The 24,380-nt window shown below is 65.8% G+C and carries 24 protein-coding genes; 10 read left to right on the plus strand and 14 right to left on the minus strand.

Features of this window, described 5'->3' with window-relative positions:
- A complete protein-coding gene (locus ACZ9GA_RS17470) occupies positions 1 to 1,434 on the plus strand; it encodes an MFS transporter (RefSeq protein ID WP_457361509.1) in 1,434 nt (477 codons plus the stop codon).
- 99 nt (positions 1,435 to 1,533) lie between these two features.
- On the opposite strand, the gene ACZ9GA_RS17475 is transcribed toward ACZ9GA_RS17470, so the two are convergent.
- Together ACZ9GA_RS17475 and ACZ9GA_RS17480 are read right to left on the minus strand one after the other, a co-directional pair.
- Entirely contained in the window at positions 1,534 to 2,262 is a 729-nt protein-coding gene (locus tag ACZ9GA_RS17475; RefSeq protein WP_457361508.1) for an alpha/beta hydrolase, read from the minus strand.
- Positions 2,263 to 2,508: 246 nt separating this feature from the next.
- Complete coding sequence (locus ACZ9GA_RS17480; RefSeq protein WP_457361507.1) at positions 2,509 to 3,477, minus strand: GlxA family transcriptional regulator; 969 nt, start codon at positions 3,475 to 3,477, stop codon at positions 2,509 to 2,511.
- 113 nt (positions 3,478 to 3,590) lie between these two features.
- On the opposite strand from ACZ9GA_RS17480, the gene ACZ9GA_RS17485 reads away from it, so the two are divergent.
- A complete protein-coding gene (locus ACZ9GA_RS17485) occupies positions 3,591 to 4,232 on the plus strand; it encodes an HD domain-containing protein (RefSeq protein ID WP_455925704.1) in 642 nt (213 codons plus the stop codon).
- A gap of 222 nt (positions 4,233 to 4,454) precedes the next feature.
- Positions 4,455 to 5,375, plus strand: coding sequence for a cupin domain-containing protein (locus ACZ9GA_RS17490; RefSeq protein WP_457361506.1), 921 nt, complete (start codon positions 4,455 to 4,457; stop codon positions 5,373 to 5,375).
- Here the strand turns inward: ACZ9GA_RS17490 and ACZ9GA_RS17495 are convergent.
- From ACZ9GA_RS17495 to ACZ9GA_RS17510, 4 genes are all read right to left on the minus strand, one after another.
- On the minus strand, positions 5,368 to 6,255 hold the full coding sequence (locus ACZ9GA_RS17495; RefSeq protein ID WP_457361505.1) for a LysR family transcriptional regulator: 888 nt from the start codon (positions 6,253 to 6,255) through the stop codon (positions 5,368 to 5,370). The two genes, ACZ9GA_RS17490 and ACZ9GA_RS17495, sit on opposite strands and share 8 nt — an antisense overlap.
- 124 nt (positions 6,256 to 6,379) lie before the next feature.
- Positions 6,380 to 7,807, minus strand: a complete 1,428-nt coding sequence (locus tag ACZ9GA_RS17500; protein WP_457361504.1) for a c-type cytochrome — start codon at positions 7,805 to 7,807, stop codon at positions 6,380 to 6,382.
- A 4-nt stretch (positions 7,808 to 7,811) separates the two neighbouring features.
- On the minus strand, positions 7,812 to 9,464 hold the full coding sequence (locus ACZ9GA_RS17505; protein WP_457361503.1) for a GMC family oxidoreductase: 1,653 nt from the start codon (positions 9,462 to 9,464) through the stop codon (positions 7,812 to 7,814).
- Positions 9,461 to 10,042: a sugar dehydrogenase complex small subunit gene (locus ACZ9GA_RS17510; RefSeq protein WP_457361502.1), complete on the minus strand. Its 582-nt coding sequence runs from the start codon at positions 10,040 to 10,042 to the stop codon at positions 9,461 to 9,463. Before ACZ9GA_RS17510 ends, ACZ9GA_RS17505 begins: the two co-directional genes overlap by 4 nt.
- Before the next feature lie 1,019 nt (positions 10,043 to 11,061).
- Here ACZ9GA_RS17510 and ACZ9GA_RS17515 point away from each other — a divergent pair.
- The 7 genes from ACZ9GA_RS17515 (at position 11,062) to ACZ9GA_RS17545 (ending at position 17,407) form a co-directional block, all read left to right on the plus strand.
- On the plus strand, positions 11,062 to 11,694 hold the full coding sequence (locus ACZ9GA_RS17515; protein WP_457361501.1) for a hypothetical protein: 633 nt from the start codon (positions 11,062 to 11,064) through the stop codon (positions 11,692 to 11,694).
- Between the two features lie 282 nt (positions 11,695 to 11,976).
- Positions 11,977 to 12,828 (plus strand): STAS domain-containing protein, encoded by an 852-nt coding sequence (locus ACZ9GA_RS17520; protein WP_457361500.1) that lies wholly within the window; start codon positions 11,977 to 11,979, stop codon positions 12,826 to 12,828.
- Between the two features lie 4 nt (positions 12,829 to 12,832).
- A complete protein-coding gene (locus ACZ9GA_RS17525) occupies positions 12,833 to 13,195 on the plus strand; it encodes an STAS domain-containing protein (RefSeq protein ID WP_027978245.1) in 363 nt (120 codons plus the stop codon).
- The gene (locus ACZ9GA_RS17530; RefSeq protein WP_455926489.1) at positions 13,192 to 13,596 is read left to right on the plus strand and encodes an anti-sigma regulatory factor; all 405 of its coding nucleotides are present in this window, start codon (positions 13,192 to 13,194) and stop codon (positions 13,594 to 13,596) included. Before ACZ9GA_RS17525 ends, ACZ9GA_RS17530 begins: the two co-directional genes overlap by 4 nt.
- Positions 13,587 to 14,603 carry an ATP-binding protein gene (locus ACZ9GA_RS17535; protein ID WP_457361499.1) on the plus strand — a complete coding sequence of 339 codons (1,017 nt, stop codon included), beginning with the start codon at positions 13,587 to 13,589 and terminating at the stop codon, positions 14,601 to 14,603. The genes ACZ9GA_RS17530 and ACZ9GA_RS17535 overlap by 10 nt, the downstream gene beginning before the upstream one ends.
- Complete coding sequence (locus ACZ9GA_RS17540; protein ID WP_457361498.1) at positions 14,596 to 15,471, plus strand: sensor histidine kinase; 876 nt, start codon at positions 14,596 to 14,598, stop codon at positions 15,469 to 15,471. Before ACZ9GA_RS17535 ends, ACZ9GA_RS17540 begins: the two co-directional genes overlap by 8 nt.
- Entirely contained in the window at positions 15,461 to 17,407 is a 1,947-nt protein-coding gene (locus ACZ9GA_RS17545; RefSeq protein WP_457361497.1) for a response regulator, read from the plus strand. The genes ACZ9GA_RS17540 and ACZ9GA_RS17545 overlap by 11 nt, the downstream gene beginning before the upstream one ends.
- Positions 17,408 to 17,983: 576 nt before the next feature.
- Here ACZ9GA_RS17545 and gspD read toward each other — a convergent pair.
- From gspD to ACZ9GA_RS17585, 8 genes are read right to left on the minus strand one after another with little or no spacing between them, the layout of a single operon-like run.
- The gene (gene gspD, locus ACZ9GA_RS17550; protein WP_457361496.1) at positions 17,984 to 20,215 is read right to left on the minus strand and encodes a type II secretion system secretin GspD; all 2,232 of its coding nucleotides are present in this window, start codon (positions 20,213 to 20,215) and stop codon (positions 17,984 to 17,986) included.
- The gene (locus ACZ9GA_RS17555) at positions 20,212 to 20,718 is read right to left on the minus strand and encodes a hypothetical protein (RefSeq protein WP_457361495.1); all 507 of its coding nucleotides are present in this window, start codon (positions 20,716 to 20,718) and stop codon (positions 20,212 to 20,214) included. Before ACZ9GA_RS17555 ends, gspD begins: the two co-directional genes overlap by 4 nt.
- Entirely contained in the window at positions 20,715 to 21,320 is a 606-nt protein-coding gene (gspM, locus tag ACZ9GA_RS17560) for a type II secretion system protein GspM (protein WP_457361494.1), read from the minus strand. The genes ACZ9GA_RS17555 and gspM overlap by 4 nt, the downstream gene beginning before the upstream one ends.
- On the minus strand, positions 21,301 to 22,317 hold the full coding sequence (locus tag ACZ9GA_RS17565) for a PilN domain-containing protein (protein WP_457361493.1): 1,017 nt from the start codon (positions 22,315 to 22,317) through the stop codon (positions 21,301 to 21,303). The genes gspM and ACZ9GA_RS17565 overlap by 20 nt, the downstream gene beginning before the upstream one ends.
- On the minus strand, positions 22,314 to 23,024 hold the full coding sequence (locus ACZ9GA_RS17570; RefSeq protein ID WP_457361492.1) for a type II secretion system minor pseudopilin GspK: 711 nt from the start codon (positions 23,022 to 23,024) through the stop codon (positions 22,314 to 22,316). The genes ACZ9GA_RS17565 and ACZ9GA_RS17570 overlap by 4 nt, the downstream gene beginning before the upstream one ends.
- Entirely contained in the window at positions 23,021 to 23,599 is a 579-nt protein-coding gene (locus ACZ9GA_RS17575; protein ID WP_457361491.1) for a prepilin-type N-terminal cleavage/methylation domain-containing protein, read from the minus strand. The genes ACZ9GA_RS17570 and ACZ9GA_RS17575 overlap by 4 nt, the downstream gene beginning before the upstream one ends.
- The gene (locus tag ACZ9GA_RS17580) at positions 23,596 to 23,955 is read right to left on the minus strand and encodes a type II secretion system protein (protein ID WP_457361490.1); all 360 of its coding nucleotides are present in this window, start codon (positions 23,953 to 23,955) and stop codon (positions 23,596 to 23,598) included. The genes ACZ9GA_RS17575 and ACZ9GA_RS17580 overlap by 4 nt, the downstream gene beginning before the upstream one ends.
- A complete protein-coding gene (locus ACZ9GA_RS17585) occupies positions 23,952 to 24,377 on the minus strand; it encodes a pilus assembly FimT family protein (protein ID WP_457361489.1) in 426 nt (141 codons plus the stop codon). Before ACZ9GA_RS17585 ends, ACZ9GA_RS17580 begins: the two co-directional genes overlap by 4 nt.
- Positions 24,378 to 24,380 lie beyond the last annotated feature (3 nt).

Here is a 24,380-nt window from a genome sequence, read left to right on the forward strand (position 1 = left end):
ATGACCCTCGCCCACTCGCCGTCCGAAGCCGCTGAACCCGTTGACCCGCAGGTGAAGAAAGACCTGCACCGTGCCGCCTGGGCCTGTTCCCTGGGAAGCGCGCTTGAGTACTACGACTTCGCCCTGTACACCCTGGCCTCGGCGCTGATCTTCGGCCCGCTGTTTTTCCCCGAACAGACCCGCGCCATGAGCCTGATCGCCAGCTTCGGCACCTACTTCCTGGGCTTTGCCATCCGGCCGCTGGGCGGGGTGCTGTTCGGCATGATCGGCGACCGCGTGGGGCGCAAGTTCGTGCTCTCGGCCACGGTGCTGCTGATGGGCATTTCCAGCACCCTGATCGGCGCCCTGCCCACCTTCCATCAAGTGGGCTACCTGGCACCGGTGCTGCTGGTGGTGCTGCGCCTGCTGCAAGGCCTGGGCGCCGGCGCCGAACAGGCGGGGGCGGCGGTGATGATGACCGAGTACGCGCCCAAGGGCCGACGCGGCTTTTACGCGGCGCTGCCGTTCCTGGGTATTCAGCTGGGCACGATTCTGGCGGCGCTGGTGTACTTCCTGGTGGTCAGCGGCAACGACAACATCACCCAGACTGACCTGTGGCGCGTGCCGTTTTTCATGAGCGTGGTCATCGTCGCCCTGGGCCTGTACATGCGCCTCAAGCTCAAGGAGTCGCCTACCTTCATTCGCCTCAAGGCACTGAAGCGTGAATGCGCCAACCCGCTGAAAAGCGCCATGACCCACTCCAAACCCACCCTGCTGCTGGGCATTGGCCTGCGCCTGGCCGAGAACGGCGGTTCGTCCATCTACCAGGCGCTGGCGGTGAGCTACATCGTCGGCGTGGTCGGCCTCAAGGGCCCGGTGGGCGTGCTGACCCTGATCTGCGCCGCCAGCCTGGGCGCAATCACCGTGCCCATCGCCGGCAAACTCAGCGACCGCTTCGGCCGCGTCAAGGTGTACCGCGCCTTCGCGTTGCTGCAACTGGCCCTGGCCTTCCCGGTGTGGTGGGTGCTGAGCCAGGGCAATATCGCCGCCAGCATCGTGGCCATTTCCATTGCGCTGGGTATTGGTACCTGGGGCATGTTCGGTACCCAGGCGGCGTTGATGCCGGAGCTGTTCGGCTCACGTCACCGCTACATGGGCGTGTCGATTGCGCGGGAAGTGTCGGCGGTGATCGCTGGCGGGATTGCACCGATGATTGGCGCCGGGATCATTGCCGTGGTGATGGCCACCCATGAGGGTGAGGTGAATGCCGGAATTGGTGCCTGGGTGCCGATTGCGTGCTACCTGGCGTTGTTGACGGTGACGACCTTGTACACCACGTTCAAGACGCCGGAGACGTTGAACCGCGACCTGGATGAGCCGCGTGATGCGTGGGAAGTGGCGAAGGCCAATGAGGCGGTAACGGCGCATCATCACGCTATCCCGGTGCGCCACTGATACCCTGTAGCCGCTGCCGCCAGGCTGCGCTGGCCCTATGCCCCCTGAAGATTTCCGGGGTCACACCGGCCAGCGCAGCCTGGCGGCAGCGGCTACAGGTTATGAATTGGGCGCCAGTACGTCGCCCAACCAGGCGCTGAGGTCCTCGATCTCAGTCTTGCTGATCGAATGCCCCAAATCCGCATACGCATGAAAGTCCGGGGTCAGTCCCAGCTCATGGAGAATCCGCTGCGCCTCGCTGGCATCGGCGAACGGCAAACGCTGATCATCCACCCCATGGCCAATGAAGATCGCCAGCGAGCCCAACGCGGGGCTCGGCTTCAGTTCGCTGTGCAGCACCGGCAAGATCTTGCCACTCAACACCGCAATCCCACGAATCGACTGCGGCTCACGCAAGCCCAGCTCATAACTCATGATCGCGCCCTGGCTGAAGCCCACCAGCACCACCTTCGACTTATCGGTGTGGTATTTGGCAATGGCCTTGGCGATGAAGTCGTGCAGGGTCTGCCGGCTGCTGGCCAGGTCTGCGGTAACGCCGTCGTAAGCCCCGTCGCCCTGTTTGTGGAACCACTGGTAGCTGCCCGCCTCCAGCGTCTGCGGGGCGCGAACCGACAGGTAGGTATCGCCGTCGGGCAACTGGTCGCGCAGCTGGAACAGGTCGCTTTCGTTACTGCCGTAACCGTGAAGGAAGATCACCAGCGGCTTGTCGCGGGTCACCGCCGGGGCCTGTTCCAGGTAGCTGAGCGGCAGGTCGGTTTGCAGAACAGGGTCGGCGCCGTGGGCCAGGCCCGACACCAGCAGCAACGCAAGGGCCATTCGTTTGATCATGGAGTCTCCGTTTTCACTGCGCAGTAGGCAGCGGTGGTGTAAGGGACAGTGACTTCGGCCTTGCCGGCCAGCAGAGGTTCACTGTCGATCAGCGCGCGCAGTGGGTCATCATAGGCTGGCGCCGCCCATCGCACAAAATTCTTGCAGCCTGTAGTCGCTGCCGCCAGGCTGCGCTGGCCCATGTAAACCCTGGAGATTTCCAGCGAGGCATGGGGCCAGCGCAGCCTTCGGCAGCGGCTACTGGGGTCAGTCGCGCACGGCGAAGCGCTTGCGGTATTCGGCGGGGCTTACGCCCATGGCCTTGCTGAACGCGCGGCGCAAGGTATCGGCATTGGCAAAGCCGCACTGGGCCGCCACCTGCTTGGGCGTTTCATGGCCCCGCTCCAGCCGCTCGCGCGCCGCCTGCACGCGGGCCTGCTCCACCCAGGTGGCCGGCGTCTCGCCCACTTCCTGATGAAACAGCCGGGCGAAATGCCGCGGGCTCAGCCCGGCACGTTCGGCCAGCGCCTTGATGCTGTGATCCTCCCCCGGATGCGCCGCCACATAGCGCTGCACTTGCTGCAACGCCGAACGGCCCGTGGGCAGCGACTCGCCCTTGCGGCTGAACTGCAATTGCCCACCCGGGCGCTTGAAGAACATCACCAGCTGGCTGGCCACGCGCCGGGCGATATCCTGGCCCAGGTCCTCTTCCACCAGGGCCAGTGCCAGGTCCAGCCCGGCCGTCACCCCGGCCGCCGTGCGCAGCTTGCCGTCGCGCACGTGAATGGCGTCGGCGTCCACCTGCACCTGCGGGTAGCGCTGGGCCAGGGTGTCGGCGGCCACCCAGTGGGTGGTCACCCGCCGACCATCCAATAATCCCGCCGCCGCCAGGGCGAAGGCCCCGGTGCACACCGAGCCGAAGCGCCGAGACTGGGGCGCGTGCACCCGCAGCCAGTCCAACAGCGCCTGGCTGAAGTGGGCGTGGGGCGCGCTGGGCGCACCCGCCACCAGCAAGGTGTCGATGCCGGTCAGGGGCTGATCGGTGGTGGCCTCGGGCAACAGCCGGGTGCCCGACGAACTGGTCACCGGGCCACTGCCACAGCCCACCAGCATCAGCCGGTAGCGCTCACGCCCAGCCTCGCGGTTGGCTTCGGCGAACACGTCCAGCGGGCCGCTGACGTCGAGCAACTGCACGTTGGGCAAGGCCACCACGGCGATGGTGCGTACGGGTGTCATGGTCACGTCCGCTGCAGAAGGGAAATGGCAGTATATGACGTATTACGCCAATTGAGGACAGACACCGACGAGCTGATACTGGCTTTACCCCCTCAAGCCCCCGGAGACACCCCATGACCTTCAGCCTCGACAGCATCCGCATCCCCGACACCGCCATGGCCCGGGAAATCACCGAACTGGTGCGCGACACCACCACCGACCTGCTGTTTCACCACTCCAGCCGCGTCTACTATTTCGCCGCGCTGGCCGGGCAGAAGCGCGGGCTGAAGTACGACGCCGAGCTGCTGTACGCCGGCTGCATGTTCCACGACATGGGCCTGACCCACCGCTGCAGCAGCGCTTGCGAGCGCTTCGAAGTCGACGGTGCCAACGCCGCCCGCGACTTCCTCAAGGGCCACAGCGTCAACCCGCACGACATCGACACCGTGTGGACCGCCATCGCCCTGCACACCACACCGGGCATCCCGCAGCACATGCACCCGGTGGTGGCGCTGGTGACTGCCGGCGTGGAGATGGACGTGCTGGGCCTGACCTACCCGCAGTACAGCGACGCCGAGCGCGAGGCCATCGTCAGCGCCCACCCGCGCAGCGCACAGTTCAAGGAAGACATCATTCAGGCGTTCTATGACGGCATCCAGCACAAGCCCGAAAGCACCTTCGGCAACGTCAAGGCCGACGTGCTGGCGGACAAGGACCCGCGCTTTGTGCGCGGCAACTTCTGCGAGGTGATCCGCGGCTCGGCCTGGAAGGCCTGAACACCCCGTAGCCGCTGCCGCCAGGCTGCGCTGGCCCTGAACCACGCTGAAAATGTGCAGGGTTCACACCGGCCAGCGCCGCCTGGCGGCAGCGGCTACAAGGCTTACCCCAATGGGCAAGGAACTGCCGTTTTTCGCATAACTGCTGTGCCGCCCGGGTGGTTAATCGGTGCCGCGCCCGTTCGTATAGTGGGCCCATCCCCCACAACAAGAGCCTTCCCCATGAACAGCGCCGTCAAGCCCGATGCCACCCTGGACGCCGAGTACTTCGAGTACAGCAAGGCCGCCAACCCCATCAGCGCCAACCTGATCAGCCGCATTCCCTACCAGAGCTTCCCCGCCGCCCTGTGCGCGGATGGCGAATCGCGGGTGGTGCCCCTGGACCTCAGCCACGCCCTGGGCTGCGAAGGCCCCGCCACCGGCCCCGGCCTGTGCGCCAACTTCATTCGCCTGAACGCCGGCGACTCCCTGCAACTGGCGCCCAACGCCACGTCACAGGTGCTTTACGTGATCGCCGGCACCGGCCACCTGCGACAGGGCGAACAGCGCTTCGACTGGCACCCGGGCTGCTTCATCGCCCTGCCCGGCCTGCAGGCCACGCACTTGACCGCCAGCACCGACGCGCGCTTCTACTACGTGCACGACGAGCCCTTGCTGCGCTACCTGGGCGTCCGGCCCGCCGAGGACCGCTTCAGCGCTACCCTGTACCCCGCCCAAGTCGCCAACGCCAAGCTGCGCGAAGCCGCCGACGACCCGCGCGCCCAGGACCGCAGCCGCATCAGCATCCTGCTGGGTAACCGGCATTTTCCGCAGACCCGCACCGTCACCCACGTGCTGTGGGCCATGTACGGGATACTGCCGCCAGGCTCGGTGCAAAAGCCCCACCGCCATCAGTCCATCGCCCTGGACTTCATCATCGACGCGCCCGCCGGTTGCTACACCCTTGTGGGCACTGAACTGGACGAACACGGGCAGATCCGCAACCCCACCCGGGTGGACTGGACCCCTGGCCTGGCCTTCGTCACCCCACCCGGCTACTGGCACGCGCACTACAACGAGTCGGACCGCGAGGCCTACCTGATCCCGATCCAGGATGCCGGCCTGCAAACCCACCTGCGCGCCCTGGACATCCGCTTCAGTTAAGCCAGTAGGGCGGCGTGCCGATGCGTTCGAGCATGAAGTCGATAAAGCTGCGCACCTTCGACGACACGATGCGCTTGGGCGGGTAGACAAACCACAGCGCCGCCTCGCCGCCGGGGATGTCCCAGTCTGGCAGCCAGCGTTGCAGGCGGCCGCTGCGCAGGCCGTCGGCGGCCAGCCACCGCGGCAGCAGGGCCACACCCAGGCCCTGCTCGGCGGCCAGGCGCTGGGCATCGAGATCGTTGAGGCGTAGCGCGCCTTGCAGGGTGACCGTCACTTGCTGGTCACCCTTGCGCAGCACCACTTCATCGCTGCTGCCCAGTATCGCCGGGTAGTTACTCAGCGCGTCCGGACCCTTCGGGAGATTGGCAAAATCCCTGGCCGCGCACAGCATCCACTGCTGATCAGCGATCCTGCGCGCCTTGAGGCCAGAGTCGGGCAAGGTGCCGATGCGAATCGCCAGGTCCATGCCGGCGTCGATCAGGTTGACCCGTGCCTCATCCAGCACCAGCTCGACGCGGATGTCCGGGTAGGTTTGCAGGAAGTCGCCCAGCCACGGCAGCACATGGTGGCGGGAGAAGGCCGGTGGCACGCTGACCTTCAGCAGGCCGCGCGGTTGTTGGTTGAGCGCGGAGGTGGCGGCGCGCGCCTGCTCCAGTTCCGCCAATACGCGGCGGGCGTGGTGCAGGAAGGTCTGGCCACCCTCGGTCAAATGCAAAGTGCGGGTGGAGCGGTTGAACAGGGCGATGCCCAGGTCGTGCTCCAGTTCCTTGATGTAGCGCGACACCGTCGAGGCCTTGATATTCAGGCGCTCGGCGGCGCGGCTGAAGTTGTTGCCGTCGGCGGCCTCGACGAAGGCGGTGAGTGCGGCGAAGTAGTCCACGGTGTCATTCCATCAGCAGGCCACGCTCACCTGTAGCAGCGGCCGCAAGGCCGCGTCAAGGGCACCGCGCAGGGGACTGACACCGTGGCGGGGCCGGACGCCGCCTGGCGGCAGCTGCTACAGGTTAGCGGCGGCGGCGCCAGAGGAATATCAACCCCAACAGCATCAGCACCCCCACGCCCATTGCCGGAATGATGTAAGGCTGCACCACCGCCAGCAACGGCTTCTCCCCGCCCTGCCGCGCCACCCTCACATCATGTGCGGTGATCGGGTGGGACGGATTGCCGAAATTGCGCAGCACGTAGTTGGCAATGTCGGCAATCTGCTGATCGTCCAACTGCGCCACATAGCTCACCTCATCAAACCGCGGCATCAGCACATGATGCCCCGCCTCCTGGCGGTCCACCCCGTACAGAATCGCCGCCACCAGGTTGGCCGAGTTGGCCATGCCCGTCGCGGTGTTGTGGAACAGCGAGGGGTACGCCTGGTTGGCACTGCCCTGCCCGCCCGGCTGGTGACAGCTGGCGCAGTAGCCGCTGTACAGCTGCGCGCCGGTCTTCACGCTGTCGTGGGCGTTGGACGGGGCCATGCCGCGCACCTGGTCTTCGCCGCTGTGCTGGGCGCCGTATTCGTAGGCGGGGCGTACTTCACCTTCGCTGCGCACGGGGGCGGTGCTTTTCAGGTAAGCGGCAATGGCTGCCAGGTCACTGTCCGGCAAAAACTGCAGGCTGTTCTGCACCGCTTCCGCCATGCCGCCCGCCGCCTGGTTCTTGCCCTCGGCGTGGCCGGTGCGCAGGTACTGCACCAGCTCATCGTTGCTCCAGCCGCCAATACCGCTGACCTTGTCGGAGGTGATGTTGGGCGCAAACCACGGCCCCACCATGCCGCCACTCAGGGCCTTGTCCTTGATCTCGGCCATCAGCGGGTTACGCGGGGTGTGGCAGGCGCCGCAGTGTTCCAGGGTGTTAGTCAGGTACTCGCCGCGCACCAGTTCCGGGGTGGGCATGGACGCCGGCGTGGCGGTGCGGCTGTCGAGGAACAGCAGGTTCCAGCCGGCCATGGACAGCCGAATGTTGAACGGGAAGTTCAGCGCCGTGGTCGGCGCCGGGGTGTCCACCGGCTGCACCGCGTGCATGAAATAGGCATACAGCGCCGCCACGTCACTGTCGCTCATGTGCACGTACGAGGTGTACGGCATGGCTGGGTACAGGTAGCTGCCGTCGGCGCGCACGCCGTCACGCACCGCGTGGGCGAACTGCGCCTCGGTGTAGTGGCCGATACCGGCGGTTTTCGACGGGGTGATGTTGGTGGAGTAGATCGACCCGAACGGCGAGTTGATCGCATAACCGCCGGCAAAGGATTTACCGCTGTCGGGCACGGTATGGCAGGCCATGCAGTCGCCGGCTACCGCCAGGCGGCGGCCCTGTTCTTCCTGGGACAGCACGCCGCCCACGGGCGTGACCGCAGGCGCGGGCACGGTTTCTTCGGCATGGGCTGCGCCCGTTGCCGCCAGCAGTGCCACCAGCAGGTGGGCTTTGATCGAGAAGGTCATTCGCTCAACCCCGCGCCAGTGCTTTGCTCATGTCGTCGGCGGCCTTGATCGCCAGCGCCGCCATGGTCAGGGTGGTGTTGACGACACTGGCCGAGGCCATGGCGCCGCCGCCCGGCAGCCACAGGTTGGCGTGGTCGTGGGTGCGGCAGTCGCCGTTTACCACCGAGTCGCGCGGGTCTTTGCCCATGATGGTGCCGCCCATGATGTGGTTGTTGGCGTTGAGGCTGGTGGTGATGTTGAACTCGGTGGCGCCGAACAGGCTGCCGATGTGCTCCAGCTGCGCATGCGCCGCTTCCGCGCCCTTGCGTACGTAGTCACCGACGTCGTAGTGGATGTCCGGGCAGGCCAGGCCGTGCGGGTCCCTGCGGGTGGTGCTCAGGGTCAGGCGGTTGTTGGGGTCGGGCAACGGCTCCAGGCTGATCGACAGGTCGACCCCATGGGTGGAACGACGGCGGATCTCGGCTTCCAGCGCCTTGCCCACCAGGCCCAGGGCCAGGGCTTGTTCGGTGGCCTTGGCAACCTGGGTGATGTTGTTGAGGATCATCTTGTTGGCCGAGTACTTGGCGCGGAACTCGCCGTCACGCGGGCCGACGATGCAGCTGCTCTGGGCCGGGCCACGGCCGATCCACAGCGGCTCGTTGGCGATGAACGAGCAGTGGAAACCGGAGTGGTCCATCATGTTGCGCCCCACCTGGTCGGAGGAGTTGGCAATGCCGTGGGGGTTGCGCTCATTCGCCGCCAGCAGCAACAGGCGCGGGGTTTCCAGGGCGTTGCAGGCCAGGGCGAAGACCTTGCCGCTGGCCTTGTGCGACGTGCCATCGGGGCTCAACCAGTGCACGGCCGTGACGCGATTGCCCTCGTCGGTGTCGATCTTGTAGACCACCGCTTCGGTCAGCGCCAGGGCGCCATTGCGCTCGGCTTCCTCGATGGTGTGGATAGCGTTGTACATGGCGCCGATCGGGCAGATCGGTTGGCAGTTGTTGTTGCCACAGCAGGTTGGCCGGCCCTTCCACGGGCGCGTGCTGCGGCCCTGAGGGATGGGGATGTGCTTGTAGCCGTGGGCGTTGACCACCTCGGCGAAACGCTTGTCGCCGTAGCCCCACGGCACCATGTCCATGGGGTATGGCTGGCTGCGCTCGCGCGGGCTCTGCATGTCCGGGTCGCTGGGCCCGGCCACGCCCATGGCTTCTTCGGCGCGGCAGTAATAGGGTTCTAGCTCGTCATAGCTGATGGGCCAGTCGCGACCCACGCCGTATTCGGACTGCATGCGCATGTCCACCGGCAAGTGGCGCCAGCACGACGCCGCCCAGTGCCAGGTGGTGCCGCCCAGGGTGCGCAAATAGCCTTGCTGGAAGCTGCTGCCGCTGGGCCCGCTGAGGCCCACGTAATTGTTCTTGGGGAAGTACAGCGGCGCCGGCGCGTGCTCGGCCTGCGGGTACAGCCCTTGGAAGTCGGAGCCGATGCGGTTGTCGAACGGCATGTTGCGCCAGTTCTCCACGGCCTGGGCACGCTGGATGCGCAGGCCCGCTTCCAGGATCAGCACCGAGTGCCCTTCGGCCACCAGCTGATTGGCGATCAACGCCCCGGCCACGCCGGAACCTACCACGACCACGTCTGCGGTCACATCGCCATTGGCGTCAAATACGGGCTTTCTCATGCGGCATTCCTCGGGCCATAGATGGATGCACTGGCATCGGGTACTGCAGCGGTCCACCACAGTGGGCCATTGCCGCAATAGGTGGGCACGATCAAACCGTCACTGGCGGGGCGGTACATCAGCGCATCCTTGTAAGTGATCAGCACCGCTTGCTGGCCGTGGCCCACGGTGCCCTTGAACCAGGCCGCCACCAGGGCCAGCGCGGCGTCGCCTTCATTCACAGCCTTGGCCGCCGCCAGCAACGCCTCGGCGCTGTCGCGGTTGGCCGGCACGGCGGCCAGCTTGCTCAGCGTGGCCAGGGACGCGGTCATGCCCGGTTGCTGGGCGATCAGGGCGCGGGCGATGCGCCCGGCGATCAGCGGGTCCAGGTCGTCGTAGCCGGTCAGCACCTGCGACACCGTGAAAAAGCCCTGGGCATCGACGTCCGGCCCATCGGCCAGGGCCAGCGGCGACCAGCCCACGGTACTGGCCAGGCCAGCCTGCACGGCGGCCACGGCGAAGGCGGTCAGCAGCGTGCGACGCTTGAGCGGCGCATGCCAGCCGGTGGGTTGTGACGGATCGGGTTCAAGGGTGTGCATGTGGGGCTTCCTGGTCAGGCAAGGCACGGCCGCGCGGGCTCTGTTTTATCGGCTCTGAAACCGGTTTCAGACACAGGCCAAAAAAAACCTGCACGGGGGGCCGGGCAGGTCGTCCTTGGGGTGTCAGGTTGGCTTCCAGCCAGCTGGCGCACGGGTACGTGCGGCAGAGTGTCGCGATGCTATACGAAAAGGCCATCATCGCAAGAAAAATCCGGTTACATTTTCGTAAAGCACTGTTTCATAAAGCGTAATAATCGACTCAACACAGAACTTGAGCCATACACCCAAGGCTAAAACCCCGGTGTGTCAGGCCATGGCGCGTTGCAACCAGTGTAGGAGCCGAGCTTGCTCGCGATGCGCCGCGCGGGCGGCGCTCGATCTCAAGACCGCCACAAAATCCTCGGCGGCCCCCTGGCAGCCACAACGCGGTTCCGTAGCCGCTGCCGTCAGGCTGCGCTGGCCCTCCCGTTCACTGAAAATCTCCAGCGAGGCACGGGGCCAGCGCAGCCTGGCGGCAGCGGCTACGGGCCGCGGTGTTTGCTGGGGGTGCATGTCGAGGGTTTGATGGCGCTCTCGAGATCGCGCGCCGCCCGCGCGGCGCATCGCGAGCAAGCTCGGCTCCTACATCTGTTTCGGGCCAGTTATGTCTGGGGCATCACCTGGTCCGCCTTTGTTTGCCAGGCATGACACCGCGTGAATCGAAAAGCACTGCAACACCCACAATGTGTGCCCTGCCTCTGTAGCCGCTGCCGCCAAGCTGCGTCGCGCCGCGCAGGCGGCGCATCGCCTGGTGGATCGGCGACGCCTTGTCTGCCCGCTCTGAATAAATGGATGAAGCTTGAGCGGCTACACCCGGCAAACCCTGACACCCAGCGGCGAGTTTCTGCCGCCCCGCCCCTGCCCCCAACCCGCCCACCAATCCTCCACCCCCGTATTCCCGGCCCCAAACCCTCCCCCACCACCCCTGGCACCCATTTTGCTGCAAAACCCCACCACCTACACTCAACAGGAGGTGAACGGTGATCATCAACAGTACCAACAGCACCACCCGCACCACTGCGTCAACCATCACCCCGGCCGTCGCGTCGCTGACGTCGCAGCAGCCGGATCAATACACCACGGTTGCCACCTCGGCCTCGCCGGTGGCTGCGACCTCGACCAGCACCGACGCATCGTCGTCCAGCAGCGACACCTCGTCGTTCGACGAAGCCTTTGCCAAGATGATGGTCAACCTGAAGGCGGCAATGGCCAGCACCGTCGACGATGCCACCGCCACCCAGGCGGCCACGGCATCGGTGGCTTCGGCCGTGGCAGCGGCTGATAACAGCGGCACCAGCACCACCACGGCCGCCAGCAAGGACTCGCAGTCCAACTCGGCCAGCGTGGCCATTGCGGCATCCGACCTGTCGGACACCAGCACCAGCCTTGCCACCTCGGCCAGTCAGGAGTTTTCTGACTACATGAGCCAGAGCGACGCCGAGAAAGCCCGTCAGCAATTGACCGGCGTGAGCCAGGAAGAATACGACGCCATGACGCCGGAACAGAAAGCCGACGTCGACAAGAAAGTGGCCGAGTTGACCAAGGAAAAGGCCCAGGTGGCCCAGCAGGACATCAACACCAAGATCGCCATGATCAAGTCCGAACTGGCGTGACCCCAGCGCGCGGGCCTGAGCCCTTCAGGCCCGCGCCGCTTCCCGTAGCAGCCTCCCCCCTGTGGGACCGGGCGAAGCTCGGGAATTGAACAACTCGGTCTTTCTCCCCTGCCCCTTCCCGAGCTACGCCCGGTCCCACAAACACGATTGCACTCCCACCCCCGAAAATATCTGCCTGCCCCACAACTAAATCACACCCAAACTGTCACTGTTTGACTAATAATCAGTGCGGCGCGACAACGCGGCATCGAACAGAAAAAAACCATTCTGGAGCACATGGACATGGCAGCATTGCAGCAACGTACCCTCGACGCACTGAACAAGGCTCACACTGAGCTGCTGACCCAGTGGGCCACCGAGCTGGAAGCCAGCGGCGCCACCCGCAATCTCAAGGACCAGGACGTGCGCCAGCAATGCGCCGAGTTCCTCACCCTGGTGGTCAGCGGTTCGCAAAATGGTGATTCCAAGAACCTGAACGGCGCCAACTGGGAAGCGGCCCGCCAGTTCCTCGAAAAGCTGTCCCACAGCCGCGCCATGGCCGGCCAGGACTCGCAGCAGACCGCCGCTTTCATCTTCTCGCTGAAAAGCCCGCTGTTCACCCTGCTGCAACGCGAATACGAGGACAACCCCGCCACCCTCGCCGAGCAGACCTGGGAAATCTCGCAGCTGCTCGACGGCCTGGCCATGCACACCATTCGCACCTTCCAGAAATCCCGCGAGGCAGTGATCAAGCGCCAGCAGGAAGAACTGCTGGAGCTGTCCACCCCCGTGGTCAAGCTGTGGGAAGGCGTGCTCGCCCTGCCCATGATCGGCACCCTGGACAGCCAGCGCACCCAGGTGGTGATGGAATCGCTACTGCAACGCATCGTCGACACCGGCTCGGAAATCGCCATCATCGACATTACCGGTGTGCCCACCGTCGACACCCTGGTGGCCCAGCACCTGCTCAAGACCGTCACCGCCATCCGCCTGATGGGCGCCGACTGCATCATCAGCGGCGTGCGCCCGCAAATCGCCCAGACCATCGTGCACCTGGGCCTGGACCTGCAAGGCGTGGTCACCAAGGCCAACCTGGCCGACGCCCTGGCCCTGGCCCTGCGCCGCCTGGGCATGACCGTCAGCAAGGCGGTGTGAGCGTATGGAGCGCATCCCGATTCTGCAAATGGGCGGCTTTTTGCTGGTGACCATCCAGGTCGACATGCATGACCAGCTGGCCCTGACCCTGCAAGACGATCTGTCCGAACGCATCAGCCGCACCTCGGCGCGCGGCGTGCTGATCGATATCTCGGCGCTGGACATCGTCGACTCCTTCATTGGCCGCATGATCGGCACCATCTCGGGCCTGTCGCGCATCATGGACGCCGAGACCGTGCTGGTGGGCATGCAGCCTGCCGTGGCCATCACCCTGGTGGAACTGGGCCTGACCCTGCCCGGCGTGAGCACTGCCCTCAATGTGGAGCGCGGCATGAAACTGCTGCGCGAACGAGTGGACCAACAATGACCCAGCTCAGCAGCGGCACCCAACCGGTACGCATTGAGCAGGACGTGGTGCTGGCCCGCCAGACCGCGCGCAAACTGGCCCAGGACTGCGGCATGCGCCTGATCGACCTGACCAAGCTGGTGACAGCGGTCAGCGAGCTGGCGCGCAACACCATGGTCTACGGCGGTGGCGGCGACATGGACTGGGAAATCGTCGAGGAAAACCATCGCACCGGTTTGCGCCTGGTGTTCCGCGACGAAGGCCCGGGCATACCCGACATCAAGCTGGCGATGACCGACGGCTGGACCTCGGGCAGCGGCCTGGGGCTGGGATTGACCGGTGCCAAGCGCCTGGTGGACGACTTCGAGCTGGACACTGCCCCCGGGCAAGGCACACGGGTGACCATCACACGATGGACCTGACCTTCCCGAGTTCGATCACTCAAGTATTATTGATCGAAGACAGCAGCCAGATCGGCCACGCCCGGCGCACCGCGCAAAAGCTGGCCGAGGGCCTGGGTTTCGACGAGGCCGACGCGGGCCGCGTGGCCCTGGTGGTGACCGAGCTGTGCAGCAACATCCTCAAGCATGCCAGCCACGGCGAACTGCACTTGCGTCCCCTGCCCCGCCCCGGCGGCCAGGGGCTGGAAGCGATTGCGGTGGACCGTGGCCAGGGCTTCGACGTGCACGCCTGCCTGGCGGACGGTTATTCCACCGGCGGCACCCAGGGCATCGGCCTGGGCGCTATCGCGCGCATGGCCGAGGTGTTCGATGTGCACGCCGATGCCCGTGGCGCGGTGCTGCTGGCGCGGTTTTTCCGCCGGGGTGACAAGGCCCCGGACATTGCCGTGGGCGTCACCCAGCACTCGCTGCACAACGACCCGGCGTGCGGCGACGCCTTCCAGGTCAATGTCAGTGAGCAGGGCATCAGTGTCGTGGTCATCGACGGCCTGGGCCACGGTGAGGAAGCCGAACGCGCGGCCCGTGCCGGCGTGCGCGCCTTTGCCCTGGCGCCGTTTGCCAGCCCGGTGCCGTTGCTGGAAGACCTGCACCAGGCCATGACCGGCAGCCGCGGCGGCGCCGTGGCCCTGGTGCAGTTCAACCCGGCCGCCGACCGCCTGGACTTCCTGGGCATCGGCAACATCGGCGCCAGCCTGCTGGGGCCCGAGCGCAGCCGCGGGCTGGCCTCTCACCCCGGTATCGTCGGCGGCCAGTACCGCAAGGCGCAAAGCTTCGACTATGCTCAGGTCAGCGGTCAGCGCCTGATCCTTTACAGCGATGGCCTGCAATCGCGCTGGAATCTGCACGATTACCCGGGCCTGTTATTTCGCCACCCAGCCGTTGTCGCCACGGTGCTGCATCGCGATTTCTGTCGCGGCCGTGATGACGTCACCGTGCTGGTCCTAGACCTGGAGATGCCCCATGCCTGACCTCACCTCCCTGGCCGCCAACGCCCAGGCCGCGCGCCTGGCGCAATTGGAAAGCGAGGCCGAGGCCCTGCGGGTGGAGCTGGAAGAAACCAACCAGGGCGTACTGGCCCTGTACGCCGAACTCGACAACCAGGCCGAAGCGCTGCGCCAGGCCTCGGACCTCAAGAGCCGCTTTTTGTCGTACATGAGCCACGAATTCCGCACGCCACTGGGCTCGATCCTCAGCATCGCCAGCCTGCTCACCGACGAGCTCGACGGCCCCTTGAGCCCTGAGCAACACAAACAGGTGGCCTTCGTCAGCGGCGCCGCGCGTGAGCTCAGCGACATGGTCGACGACCTGCTGGACCTGGCCAAGATCGAGGCCGGGCGGATTACCATCTCGCCGGCCTGGTTCGACATGTTCGACCTGTTCTCGGCCCTGCGCGGCATGTTCCGGCCCATCGTCGATGCCAGCGCCGTGGACCTGGTGTTCGAAGAGCCGGTGGGCCTGCCGCGGCTGTACAGCGACGACAAGAAGCTGGCGCAGATCCTGCGCAACTTCATCTCCAACTCGCTGAAGTTCACCCAGCGCGGCCACGTCAGCGTGTCGGCCAGCCTGGAAAACGACCGCGAGATCCGTTTCGCGGTCACCGACACCGGCATCGGCATACCCGCCGAGATGCACGACGCGCTGTTCGAAGACTTCAGCCAGGTCGACTCGCCCCTGCAGAAACGCCTGCGCGGCACCGGCCTGGGCCTGTCGCTGTGCAAGCGCTTTGCCGCGCTGCTGGGCGGCCGCGTGGGGGTGCAGAGCGAGCCCGGCGTCGGTTCCACGTTTTACGTGATCATCCCATTGGCCATGGCCCAGGACACTCCCGATGAAGGCTGATTGTTGCCTGCTGATCGTCGATGACAACGCTGCCACCCGCTACGCCCTGCGCCGTCGCCTGGAGCGCCACGGCTATCGCATCCTGGAGGCCGGCACCGGCACCGAAGGCCTGGCGCTGATTGCGGGCCAGACCTTCGACGCGCTGATCCTGGACGTCAACCTGCCGGACATGAGCGGCTTCGACATCGTCCGCCAGTTGCGCGCCGAGCCGCGCACCGCGCTGCTGCCGGTGATTCACGTGTCGGCCGCCTCGATCCAGACCGGCGACATCATCACCGGCCTGGACAACGGCGCCGATGCCTACCTGATCCACCCGGTGGACCCGGATGTACTGCTGGCTACCCTGCGCACCCTGTTGCGGGTGCGTGACACCGAGCATGCCCTGCGCGAAAGCGAGGCGCGCTTTCGCGAGATTTTCGTCAACATTTCCGCGCCCATCGCGGTGATGGATGCCACCCTGGAAGTGGTGGAATGCAACCAGGCCTTCACCGACCTGATCCAGGACAATCGCAACAGCGAGCAATTGCTGGAATGCTTTGCCCCCGAACAGGACCATGTGCTGGCCGAACTGCGCCTGCGCCTGGCCATCGGCGAACGCTGGCGCGGCACCCTGAACATGCTGGTGGACGGCCAGTTGCGTGAGACTGAATGGCAGATCTCGCCCTACCGCACGCCCGGCCACAGCCTGGTGTTCGTGGAAGACGTGACCGAGCACCGCCAGCGCGAGCGCTCCCACCGCCAGCAACTGGACAGCGCCAACGACCAACTGGCCCGCGAGGTGGCCGAACGCGCGCGCACCGAAGCGCAACTGCTGCAGGCGCAGAAAATGGACGCATTGGGCAAGCTCACCGGCGGCATCGCCCACGACTTCAACAACCTGCTGACCGGCATCATCACCGGCCTTGAGCTGATCAAGAAACGCGTCAGCGAAGGCCGCACCGACGCCGTGCAGCGCTACACCGACGCCGCATTGGGCTCGGCCACCAGCGCTGCTTCGCTCACCCACCGGCTGCTGGCCTTCGCCCGCCAGCAACCGCTGGACACCCGGCCCACCGACGTCAACGAGCACATCCTGTCGCTGGAAGACCTGTTGCGCCGCACCATCGGCGAACATATCCAGCTGACGCTGGAGCTGACCAGCAAGGCAGCCATCGCTCTGGTCGACCCCATCCAGCTGGAAAGCGCGGTGCTGAACCTGGTGATCAACGCCCGCGATGCCCTGCCCAACGGCGGCCACATCCGCGTCAGCACCTTCGCCGCCCATTCCCACGGCGACCTCAAACTGGCCGACGGCAACTACGTGGTGCTCAGCGTGCAGGACGATGGCGTGGGCATCGAGCATGGCGTGATCGGCAAGGTCTTCGACCCCTTCTTCACCACCAAGCCCCTGGGCCAGGGCACCGGCCTTGGGCTGTCGACCATCTACGGCTTCGCCCGCCAGTCGGGCGGTGACGCGCGCATCCGCAGCGTGGTGGGCCATGGCACCGAAGTCAGCCTGCTGCTGCCTGCCGGCGTTGTGGCTGACAGCCACGACAGCCTGCCACTGCAGCCTTCACGGCCGGGCAATGGCGAACACATTCTGGTGGTGGAGGACATGTTGGCCGTGCGCCTGTTCGTCACCGAAGTACTGATCGACAACGGCTACCGCTGCACCCAGGCCGATGATGTGCAGCACGCCGTGGCCTTGCTGCAAAGCGACCCCAGCATCGACCTGTTGCTGACCGACGTGGGCCTGCCGCACATGAGCGGCCGCGACCTGGCCGACGTCGCCCGTCGCTATCGCGCCGAATTGCCGGTGCTATTCATGACCGGCTACGCCGAGAGTGCTGTCAGCCGCCAGGATTTCCTCGGCGAGCGGATGGACATGGTGATCAAGCCGTTCCAGATCAGTGACCTGGTGCACAAGGTGCAGCGGATGATTGATACCCCGCTGTAGCAAACTGCATCGCGACTGTAGGAGCCGGCCTTGGCCGCGATACAGCCGACTCGGTCCGCCAGCACTACCGCGTCGTTGCCATCGCGAGCAAGCTTTGCTCCCACAGTGCCAAGGCTCACATCGTTGTTTGCATTGGCACTGTAGGAGCCGGCCTTGGCCGCGATACAGCCGACGCGGTCCGCCAGCACTACCGCGTCGTTGCCATCGCGAGCAAGCTTTGCTCCCACAATGCCAAGGCTCACATCGTGGTTTGCATTGGCACTGTAGGAGCCGGCCTTGGCCGCGATACAGCCGACGCGGTCCGCCAGCACTACCGCGTCGTTGCCATCGCGAGCAAGCTTTGCTCCCACAGTGCCAAGGCTCACATCGTGGTTTGCATTGGCACTGTAGGAGCCGGCCTTGGCCGCGATACAGCCGACGCGGTCCGCCAGCACTACCGCGTCGTTGCCATCGCGAGCAAGCTTTGCTCCCACAGGTGAAACGCTAAAATCGAGTTCACACTGTGGGAGCAAAGCTTGCTCGCGATGAGGCCAGTAGAGGTGCCCAAAGCCAAAAGCCAACCCACCGAAAGCGGCTTTACGGTTTGATCAGCTGCATCTGCTGGCGGTAATCATCCGTCACCTGCCGAGCCTGGCTGTTGCTGGTGACCACCCGTGGGGTGATCAGCACCAGCAACTCGGTGCGGTCCTTGGATTTGGTGGTGCTGCCGAACAACCAGCGCAAGCCCGGGATACGGCCCAGGTACGGCACGCTGGACGCCGTTTCGCTGTTGTCCTGTTTGATCAAGCCACCCAACAGCACGGTCTGGCCACTCTGTACCGCCACTTGCGTGGAGACGGAGCGAGTGGAGATGTTCGGATTGGTCTGGGTGCTGGTCTCACTGCTGGTGTCCGCATCGCTGACCTGCTGTTGCACGTCCAGGTACACCAGGCCACCCGGGTTGATACGCGGGGTCACGTCGAGGATCACGCCGGTCTGCACATATTCAACGCTGCTCAGGGTAGTGTCCGAGGTGCTGGTGTTCACCGTGGTCTGGCTGATCGGAATGTTGTCGCCCACCTGAATCTGCGCCTGCTGGTTGTTCATCACCACCAGCGACGGCGCCGACAGCACCTGGGTGCGGCCATTGGTTTCCAGTGCATGCAACGCCACCTGGAAATTGCTGCTGACGAAGGAGTAGAACGCCGTATCAGTGGACCCCAATCCTGCCCCGCCGCTGCCCAACGCACCTTGGCTGCCCTTGGTGTTGGCCACGGTGGTACTGGAGGAATTGCCCGCCAGCTTGCCCAGGTACCACTGCACACCCAGGTCCAGCTCGCCGCTGAGCTTCACTTCCAGGATGCGCGTCTCGATCTGCACCTGCATGGGCGGGTTGTCGAGGCGCTTGATGGCCGACTCGATCTCTTTCCACTGTGCCGGGCGGGTGCGCACCAGCAGCTGGTTGCTGGCCTTCTGCGCGGTGATGCGGGTGCTGTCGTCCAGGCTCTTCTGCTGACCGCCGGTGGCGGTAGCACCGCTGCTGTCGTCCGCCCCCTCATCACTGTCATCGTCAGCGTTCTGCATGGAGTTGTTGTTCAGCGAATTGCCGCTGCTCAAGCCCTGAGTACCGGTGGTCGTCATCCCCGTGCTGCCGATGCCCGAGCTGTTGCTGCCGTTGAGCGACGACAGCGTGGTAGTACGCAGCCCCGGCGCCACCTTGGCCGCCGTGTCATCCTTGATCTGCCCGTTGCCATAGATCTGCCGCAGGTACTTGGCCAGGTCCGTGGCCTTCATGTTGCGCACGTCGTACACGTACATCTGCGGCTCGTTGCCGCCGCCTTCGTCGATGGTCCTGATCCAGTCGCCGACCTCGCGCAGGTACTCGGGCTGGGCGGAGATAGCCACCACCGAATTGGTGCGCTCGTTGGGCAAAAACTTGACCATGCCGGCCAACGGCATGCCGCTGTCCGGGCCAAACATTTTCTGCAGTTGCGGCATCAGCTCGGCCACCGAAGCGCGTTGCAAACCGTAGACGCCGATGGACATGCCCTTGAGCCAATCCACGTCGAAGGTGTCGATGGTGTCCTGGTAGTTGGCCAGCTCTTCGGGCGTGCCGGACATGCTCAACACGTTGCGCGACGGGTCCACCAGCAGGAAGGCATTATCCCGGGCGAAGGGCTTGAGCAGTTTCTGCATCTCGGTGGCCGAGATGTACTTGAGCGGGTACAGCCGCGCCGACAGGCCGTTGGACGGCTGCGACACGGTCATCTCCGGCACCAGCTTGCCGGCCACCGCCTGGCTGGCGGGCAGGATCACGTAGCGGTTGCCCTGGAGAATCATGGCGTTGTTGGTCCAGGACAGCAGGGTTTCCAGAATCGACAGCGCTTCTTTTTTGTTGACCGGTTTGGAGGTGGAGAAGCTGACGTCGCCCGTTACGCCCTGGGCAATGCTGTAGTTCTCGTGCAGCAGGTCGCCCATCACCGTGTTGATCACCGCCTCGATGGGCTGGTTGGTGAAGTTGAAGACGATGTCGCCACTGCCCTGCTCCTCATCGTTTTTGACCGGCGCAGGTGGGCGCACGAAGCGCTGGTTGCCGCTGATGATCTGACGCTTGGGCATCACCGCCGCATTGTTGCTGGCAGGCTGCACAGGCGCGACATCGGCCACAGGCTGACGCTGGTCGCCGGTGCCATTGAGCGCTTCATGCATCAGGCCCGGGTCGTTCTCAAAGGTGTGGGGTGCAGTCGCACAGCCGCCGAGGGCGACGGCGGTGGCCAGGCAGAGCAAGGGGGTGCGCAACGGTGTGACTCCAGGGAGCAGTGTTTTCAAGGTTCGGTTACCGGCGGCAGCGTGAGCATGGCCGCGCGTGAAGGGGCTGGAAGACGCGGCGCCGGCAAGCGCAGGCTGCGGGTTTGGCCCTGGTAGGCGAACTGCGCCTCCAGGGGGGAAAGCTGTTGCAGCGTCCAACCATTGGGCAGGGCCTGGCCTTGATGGACGCGCAGCGCATGACCGCTGCCGTCACGCAGCAGGGCCAGTTTCAAATCTTCGTTGACCACCACGCCGGTCAGCACCAGGCCGGCCAGGTCGGCGCTGGGGCCCTGGGTGCTCTGGTCAGGGGCGCGGTCGGGGCTGAACAGCGGCTTGCGCCAGGCCGGGTCGAGACTGGCCAGGCTGACCTCGGGCAGTTCGACGACGGCGACATGGGCGTCGGGCAGCGGGCGCGCAGGCCCCGCCGGCAGCCAATCAGGCGAACGACCGACACCACAGGCCACGGCAACGGCAACGGCCGCCAAAGCGCCACTGCACAGGATCAACACAGCGGTGATCTTCATGGCGCCTCCTGCCCTGGCTTGGCCAGGTAGCCCCGCACCAGCAGGTGCACGGTCAAGCGCCCTGCGCCACCGGTGGCTGGCGCGCTGTTGCCACGACGCACGCTGAGGCTGTCGACGAACAAAAACGGCCGATGAAATTCCAGCGTATGCAGCAGCGTCATCAACGGCTCGATGCCGCACTCCAGCGTCAGGCTGACCTTGATCTGCCGGTACGGCTGGGCGCTGTCCTGCTCGGGGGTGATGGGCATGCGCTGGGTCAGCGCACAGCCGGCGCCCTGGGTGCCCTTGGCCTTGATCAGGTCGGCGATGCGCTGCATCAGGTCGGCGGCTACGGCGCTGGGGTCGCTGCCGGGCAGCAGGCTGGTGCTGCTGGCCGGATCGTCCTGGGCTTCGCTCAACTGTTGTTCCAGCAGCGGCCGCTGGGCCAACTGCCCGGCGTAGCGTTGCTGCTGTTCACGCAGTTGCTCGATCTGGCTATTCACATCGCTCAAGGGCCCGGCGAACCAGCTTTGCACCAGCAGCCAATACAGCCCGGCCAGCACCACGGCCAGGGCTATCAATGCCGCACCGCGGCGTTCACGTTCAGTCAGCGGACGAGCCATGGGCGGCCTCCTGATGCAGGTGGGCGCGCAGACTGAAATGATCCTTGCCGGTGTCGCTGTCGGGCTGGATCACCCCCTGGAACTGCGGATCATCTAAGGTGTGGCAGTTTTTCAGCAGGGCAATCAGCGCGCTGGCACGGGTGCTCTGGCCCGACAGCGACACCTGGCCGCCGTCGTCCACTTCCAGTTGTTCCAGCCAGGTGCCGTCGGGGAGGCACTGGCTAAGGTCGGCGATGACACTGGCCAGCGCCGGCTGCGCAGCCTTGCGCTGAATCAGATAGCGCGCCGCGCCCTGGGTGTTGGCCAGGGTCTGGCGCACCTGCTGCAGTTGGCCGATCTGCGCTTGCTGCTCGCGAACCTGCGCCTGCATTTCGATCAACAGCGCTTCGCGTGATTGCAGCCACAGCACCATCACCGTCAGCAACAGCCCGGCGCAGGCCAGCAGCAGGCCGCGATTCAGGCGGCCGCCCTTGGGGGCTTTTGGCCGCAGGGCTTGGGGCAGCAGGTCGACGCCCAGACGCTCGCCGTCGCGCACGTCCACGCCCTGCAGGGTGAAGCCGGCGCAGGCGGCCAGGATCTGCTCCAGGCGCTCGCGCAGGATCACCACCAGGCGCACCTTGATCGTGCTGCCGCCCTGCCCCAGCACCTGGGCATGGAAGTTCACCTGGTCAGCGCGGTACGGGGTGTACTTGTCCAGCTCGAAACCCAGTACGTTGTGCAGATCGCGAGCGGCCGCCGCAGGCAGGGTCAGGGTCTGCACCAGCACCTCGCTGCGCGGCAACACCAGCACCCGCGGCGGCGTGGGGTCGGCAGGTTCGTCCAGCGGCCAGTGCAGCACCTGCAATGGCTCGCCGCCGGCCAGGCGTGCGCGCCAACGCGGCGGCAACAGGGCCAGCAACTCGGCATGCCAGGCCTGCCACAGGCGCTGGGCGCTGCTGCCGCGCCAGTGCCGCTGCACGGTGGCGCACCCTTGGGCGTAATAGGTGTTCAGGTTCATTCTTGCCAATGCAGGACCCGATACGGTCGGGCCCCCTCCGTGGACGGGTTGAGTAACAGGGTGACCACCAGCGTTGCGCTGAAGCCGCCAGGCAATTGGGCGACGCTGGTGAGGGTCAGAATGGGGCCGGGGTCGCCGCCGGTGTTTTTCAGATTGGGCAGGCCCAGCACCCGGCGCAGCAGCGGTGAGGCGAAGGCCGGTTCGGGGCGATCCTGGCCGCTCCACAAGGTGACTTCAGGGGCGGCGCAGGTGAATACGGTTTGATTCATGCCCGGCAACTGGCGCAGCTCTTCAACGACCCGCAACGGCGGCTGGCCGTTGCCACGGCGCTGATCCAGGGCGGCGGCCAACCCGCGAGCGCCACCGCACGCCTGCATCAGGCGGCTGATGTCATCGGTGCTGGCGGCATTGAGGTCCAGCTTGCCGCGCTCGCTGATCACACTGACCTGCACCTGGGCGCGCTCGAAGGGCATTGCATGGGGGCGGCCGTCGGCGGCCCAGGCGCGCTGTTGCGCCGGGTCGGTGAGGCTGACCACCGCCAGGTTGATGCCCGCCTCGGCCGCCAGCAGCGCCTCGGTGTGCTGGCGTTGCCACAGGGCCTGGCGGCTTTCCAGCTGCACCCAGCCGGCCAGGCCGCCCAGCAGAATGCTCAGCAGCGCCAGCACCCACAGCACCAATAACAACGCCACGCCTTTCTGCTGTTTCATTGGCCCGCCACCGTCGACAGGTCCAGGCGCAGGGTCACGCTTTCAGCGGTCCACGGCACCGGGCCGCCCAGCTGCGCGTCGATCTGCACCGTGCGCGGCAATCGGCCGGGCCACGGCCAGCTGGCCAGCCAGCCGCTCAACTCGCCCTTGGGCGAATAGCCGCGGTAGCTGAATTGCAGGCTGCGCACTTGGTGCAGCAACACTTGCGGCTCGCCCCACGGCTGGCCGTTCTGGCTCAGCGCCACTTCCAGCCGCTGGCCGTGCAAGGTCAGGTTGTGCAACACAATCCCGCCGCCCAGGTTGGCCGACAGTGGCGCCATGAACGCCATGGCCTGGCCGCTGCCCAGGAACACACGCTGCTGCCCGTCATCCAGCGGCAAAGCCTGAGCGATCGCACGGCGCATGAAGTCTTGCGCAGCGCGTACCTCATCCAGCCGCTCGGTGTAATGCTGGGCCTTGGCCACGGCGCGGTTGGCGCCCAGGATCGCCCCGCCCACCAACGCCAGCAGCACGCCCAGCAGGCTCAGCACCAGCAGAATTTCCAGCAGCGTGAAGCCGCCCTGGCGACGCATCATCGTTGCGCCCCCAGCACTTTCACCGTGGCGAAATGCGCCTGGCGCCGGTCTTCACGCACGCGCAGATCCAACTGCATCAGGCGCAGCCGATTGGCAGCCACCGGCAGCTGGCGAATATCCAGATGCCAACGAATGTTCCCGGCCCAGGTGCCGTCGCGGCTGCCCGGTTGCAAGTCGCCATCGGCCTGCTGGTCGAGAATCGAACGCCCGGCCGCCGTCAGCCGGTCGCTGGCCTGCACCTGCTTGAGCGAACGCGCCGCCTGCCCGAAAGCCATCAGCAGCACGGCGCTGCACACCGCCAGAATCGTCAGGGCAGCGAGCATTTCCAGCAAGGTGAAACCCTGCTGCGCCTTCATCGCAACGCCTGCAGGTTGACCGCACCGGTCAGCCACGACACGTCGATGCGCCAGCGCTGGGGGCCGTCGATCAGCAACAAGTGACCGCCGCTGGCGCCGCCGTCGGGGTAGAACTCGAACGACGGCCCCAGTTCGGCGGCCGTGTGCAGTTGCACCTGCATGTCCGCAGGCCAGGCGTGCACCTTGCCGGCGGCTTCGATACGGTGGCTTTGCAGGTCGAAACGGGTACGCGCCGGTTGCCCGGTGACAATCGCCTGCACACGGCTGGCACGCAGGGCCTCGACCATCTGCACCACCGCCTTGCGCTCGCCCGCACTGTGCAAACCGCGCTGCAGCCCGTAGCCCACCAGGCCTGCGGCGACGCCGATCAGCACGATGACGACGAGCATTTCCAGCAGGGTAAAGCCCTGGGCGCGGCGCATGCG

The organism is Pseudomonas sp. TE3644 (genome assembly GCF_056278815.1).

Excerpts from the sequence above, each read along its gene's own strand:
- ACZ9GA_RS17470 (WP_457361509.1), top strand. The coding sequence starts at position 1 with ATGACCCTCGCCCACTCGCCGTCCGAAGCCGCTGAACCCGTTGACCCG.
- ACZ9GA_RS17485 (WP_455925704.1), top strand. The coding sequence starts at position 3,591 with ATGACCTTCAGCCTCGACAGCATCCGCATCCCCGACACCGCCATGGCC.
- ACZ9GA_RS17575 (WP_457361491.1), bottom strand. The coding sequence starts at position 23,599 with ATGATGCGTCGCCAGGGCGGCTTCACGCTGCTGGAAATTCTGCTGGTG.
- ACZ9GA_RS17555 (WP_457361495.1), bottom strand. The coding sequence starts at position 20,718 with ATGAAGATCACCGCTGTGTTGATCCTGTGCAGTGGCGCTTTGGCGGCC.
- ACZ9GA_RS17580 (WP_457361490.1), bottom strand. The coding sequence starts at position 23,955 with ATGAAGGCGCAGCAGGGTTTCACCTTGCTGGAAATGCTCGCTGCCCTG.
- ACZ9GA_RS17480 (WP_457361507.1), bottom strand. The coding sequence starts at position 3,477 with ATGACACCCGTACGCACCATCGCCGTGGTGGCCTTGCCCAACGTGCAG.
- ACZ9GA_RS17540 (WP_457361498.1), top strand. The coding sequence starts at position 14,596 with ATGCCTGACCTCACCTCCCTGGCCGCCAACGCCCAGGCCGCGCGCCTG.
- ACZ9GA_RS17530 (WP_455926489.1), top strand. The coding sequence starts at position 13,192 with ATGACCCAGCTCAGCAGCGGCACCCAACCGGTACGCATTGAGCAGGAC.
- ACZ9GA_RS17520 (WP_457361500.1), top strand. The coding sequence starts at position 11,977 with ATGGCAGCATTGCAGCAACGTACCCTCGACGCACTGAACAAGGCTCAC.
- ACZ9GA_RS17505 (WP_457361503.1), bottom strand. The coding sequence starts at position 9,464 with ATGAGAAAGCCCGTATTTGACGCCAATGGCGATGTGACCGCAGACGTG.
- ACZ9GA_RS17475 (WP_457361508.1), bottom strand. The coding sequence starts at position 2,262 with ATGATCAAACGAATGGCCCTTGCGTTGCTGCTGGTGTCGGGCCTGGCC.
- ACZ9GA_RS17565 (WP_457361493.1), bottom strand. The coding sequence starts at position 22,317 with ATGAACCTGAACACCTATTACGCCCAAGGGTGCGCCACCGTGCAGCGG.
- ACZ9GA_RS17545 (WP_457361497.1), top strand. The coding sequence starts at position 15,461 with ATGAAGGCTGATTGTTGCCTGCTGATCGTCGATGACAACGCTGCCACC.
- ACZ9GA_RS17570 (WP_457361492.1), bottom strand. The coding sequence starts at position 23,024 with ATGAAACAGCAGAAAGGCGTGGCGTTGTTATTGGTGCTGTGGGTGCTG.
- ACZ9GA_RS17490 (WP_457361506.1), top strand. The coding sequence starts at position 4,455 with ATGAACAGCGCCGTCAAGCCCGATGCCACCCTGGACGCCGAGTACTTC.
- ACZ9GA_RS17510 (WP_457361502.1), bottom strand. The coding sequence starts at position 10,042 with ATGCACACCCTTGAACCCGATCCGTCACAACCCACCGGCTGGCATGCG.
- ACZ9GA_RS17585 (WP_457361489.1), bottom strand. The coding sequence starts at position 24,377 with ATGCGCCGCGCCCAGGGCTTTACCCTGCTGGAAATGCTCGTCGTCATC.
- gspM (WP_457361494.1), bottom strand. The coding sequence starts at position 21,320 with ATGGCTCGTCCGCTGACTGAACGTGAACGCCGCGGTGCGGCATTGATA.
- ACZ9GA_RS17500 (WP_457361504.1), bottom strand. The coding sequence starts at position 7,807 with ATGACCTTCTCGATCAAAGCCCACCTGCTGGTGGCACTGCTGGCGGCA.
- ACZ9GA_RS17525 (WP_027978245.1), top strand. The coding sequence starts at position 12,833 with ATGGAGCGCATCCCGATTCTGCAAATGGGCGGCTTTTTGCTGGTGACC.
- ACZ9GA_RS17535 (WP_457361499.1), top strand. The coding sequence starts at position 13,587 with ATGGACCTGACCTTCCCGAGTTCGATCACTCAAGTATTATTGATCGAA.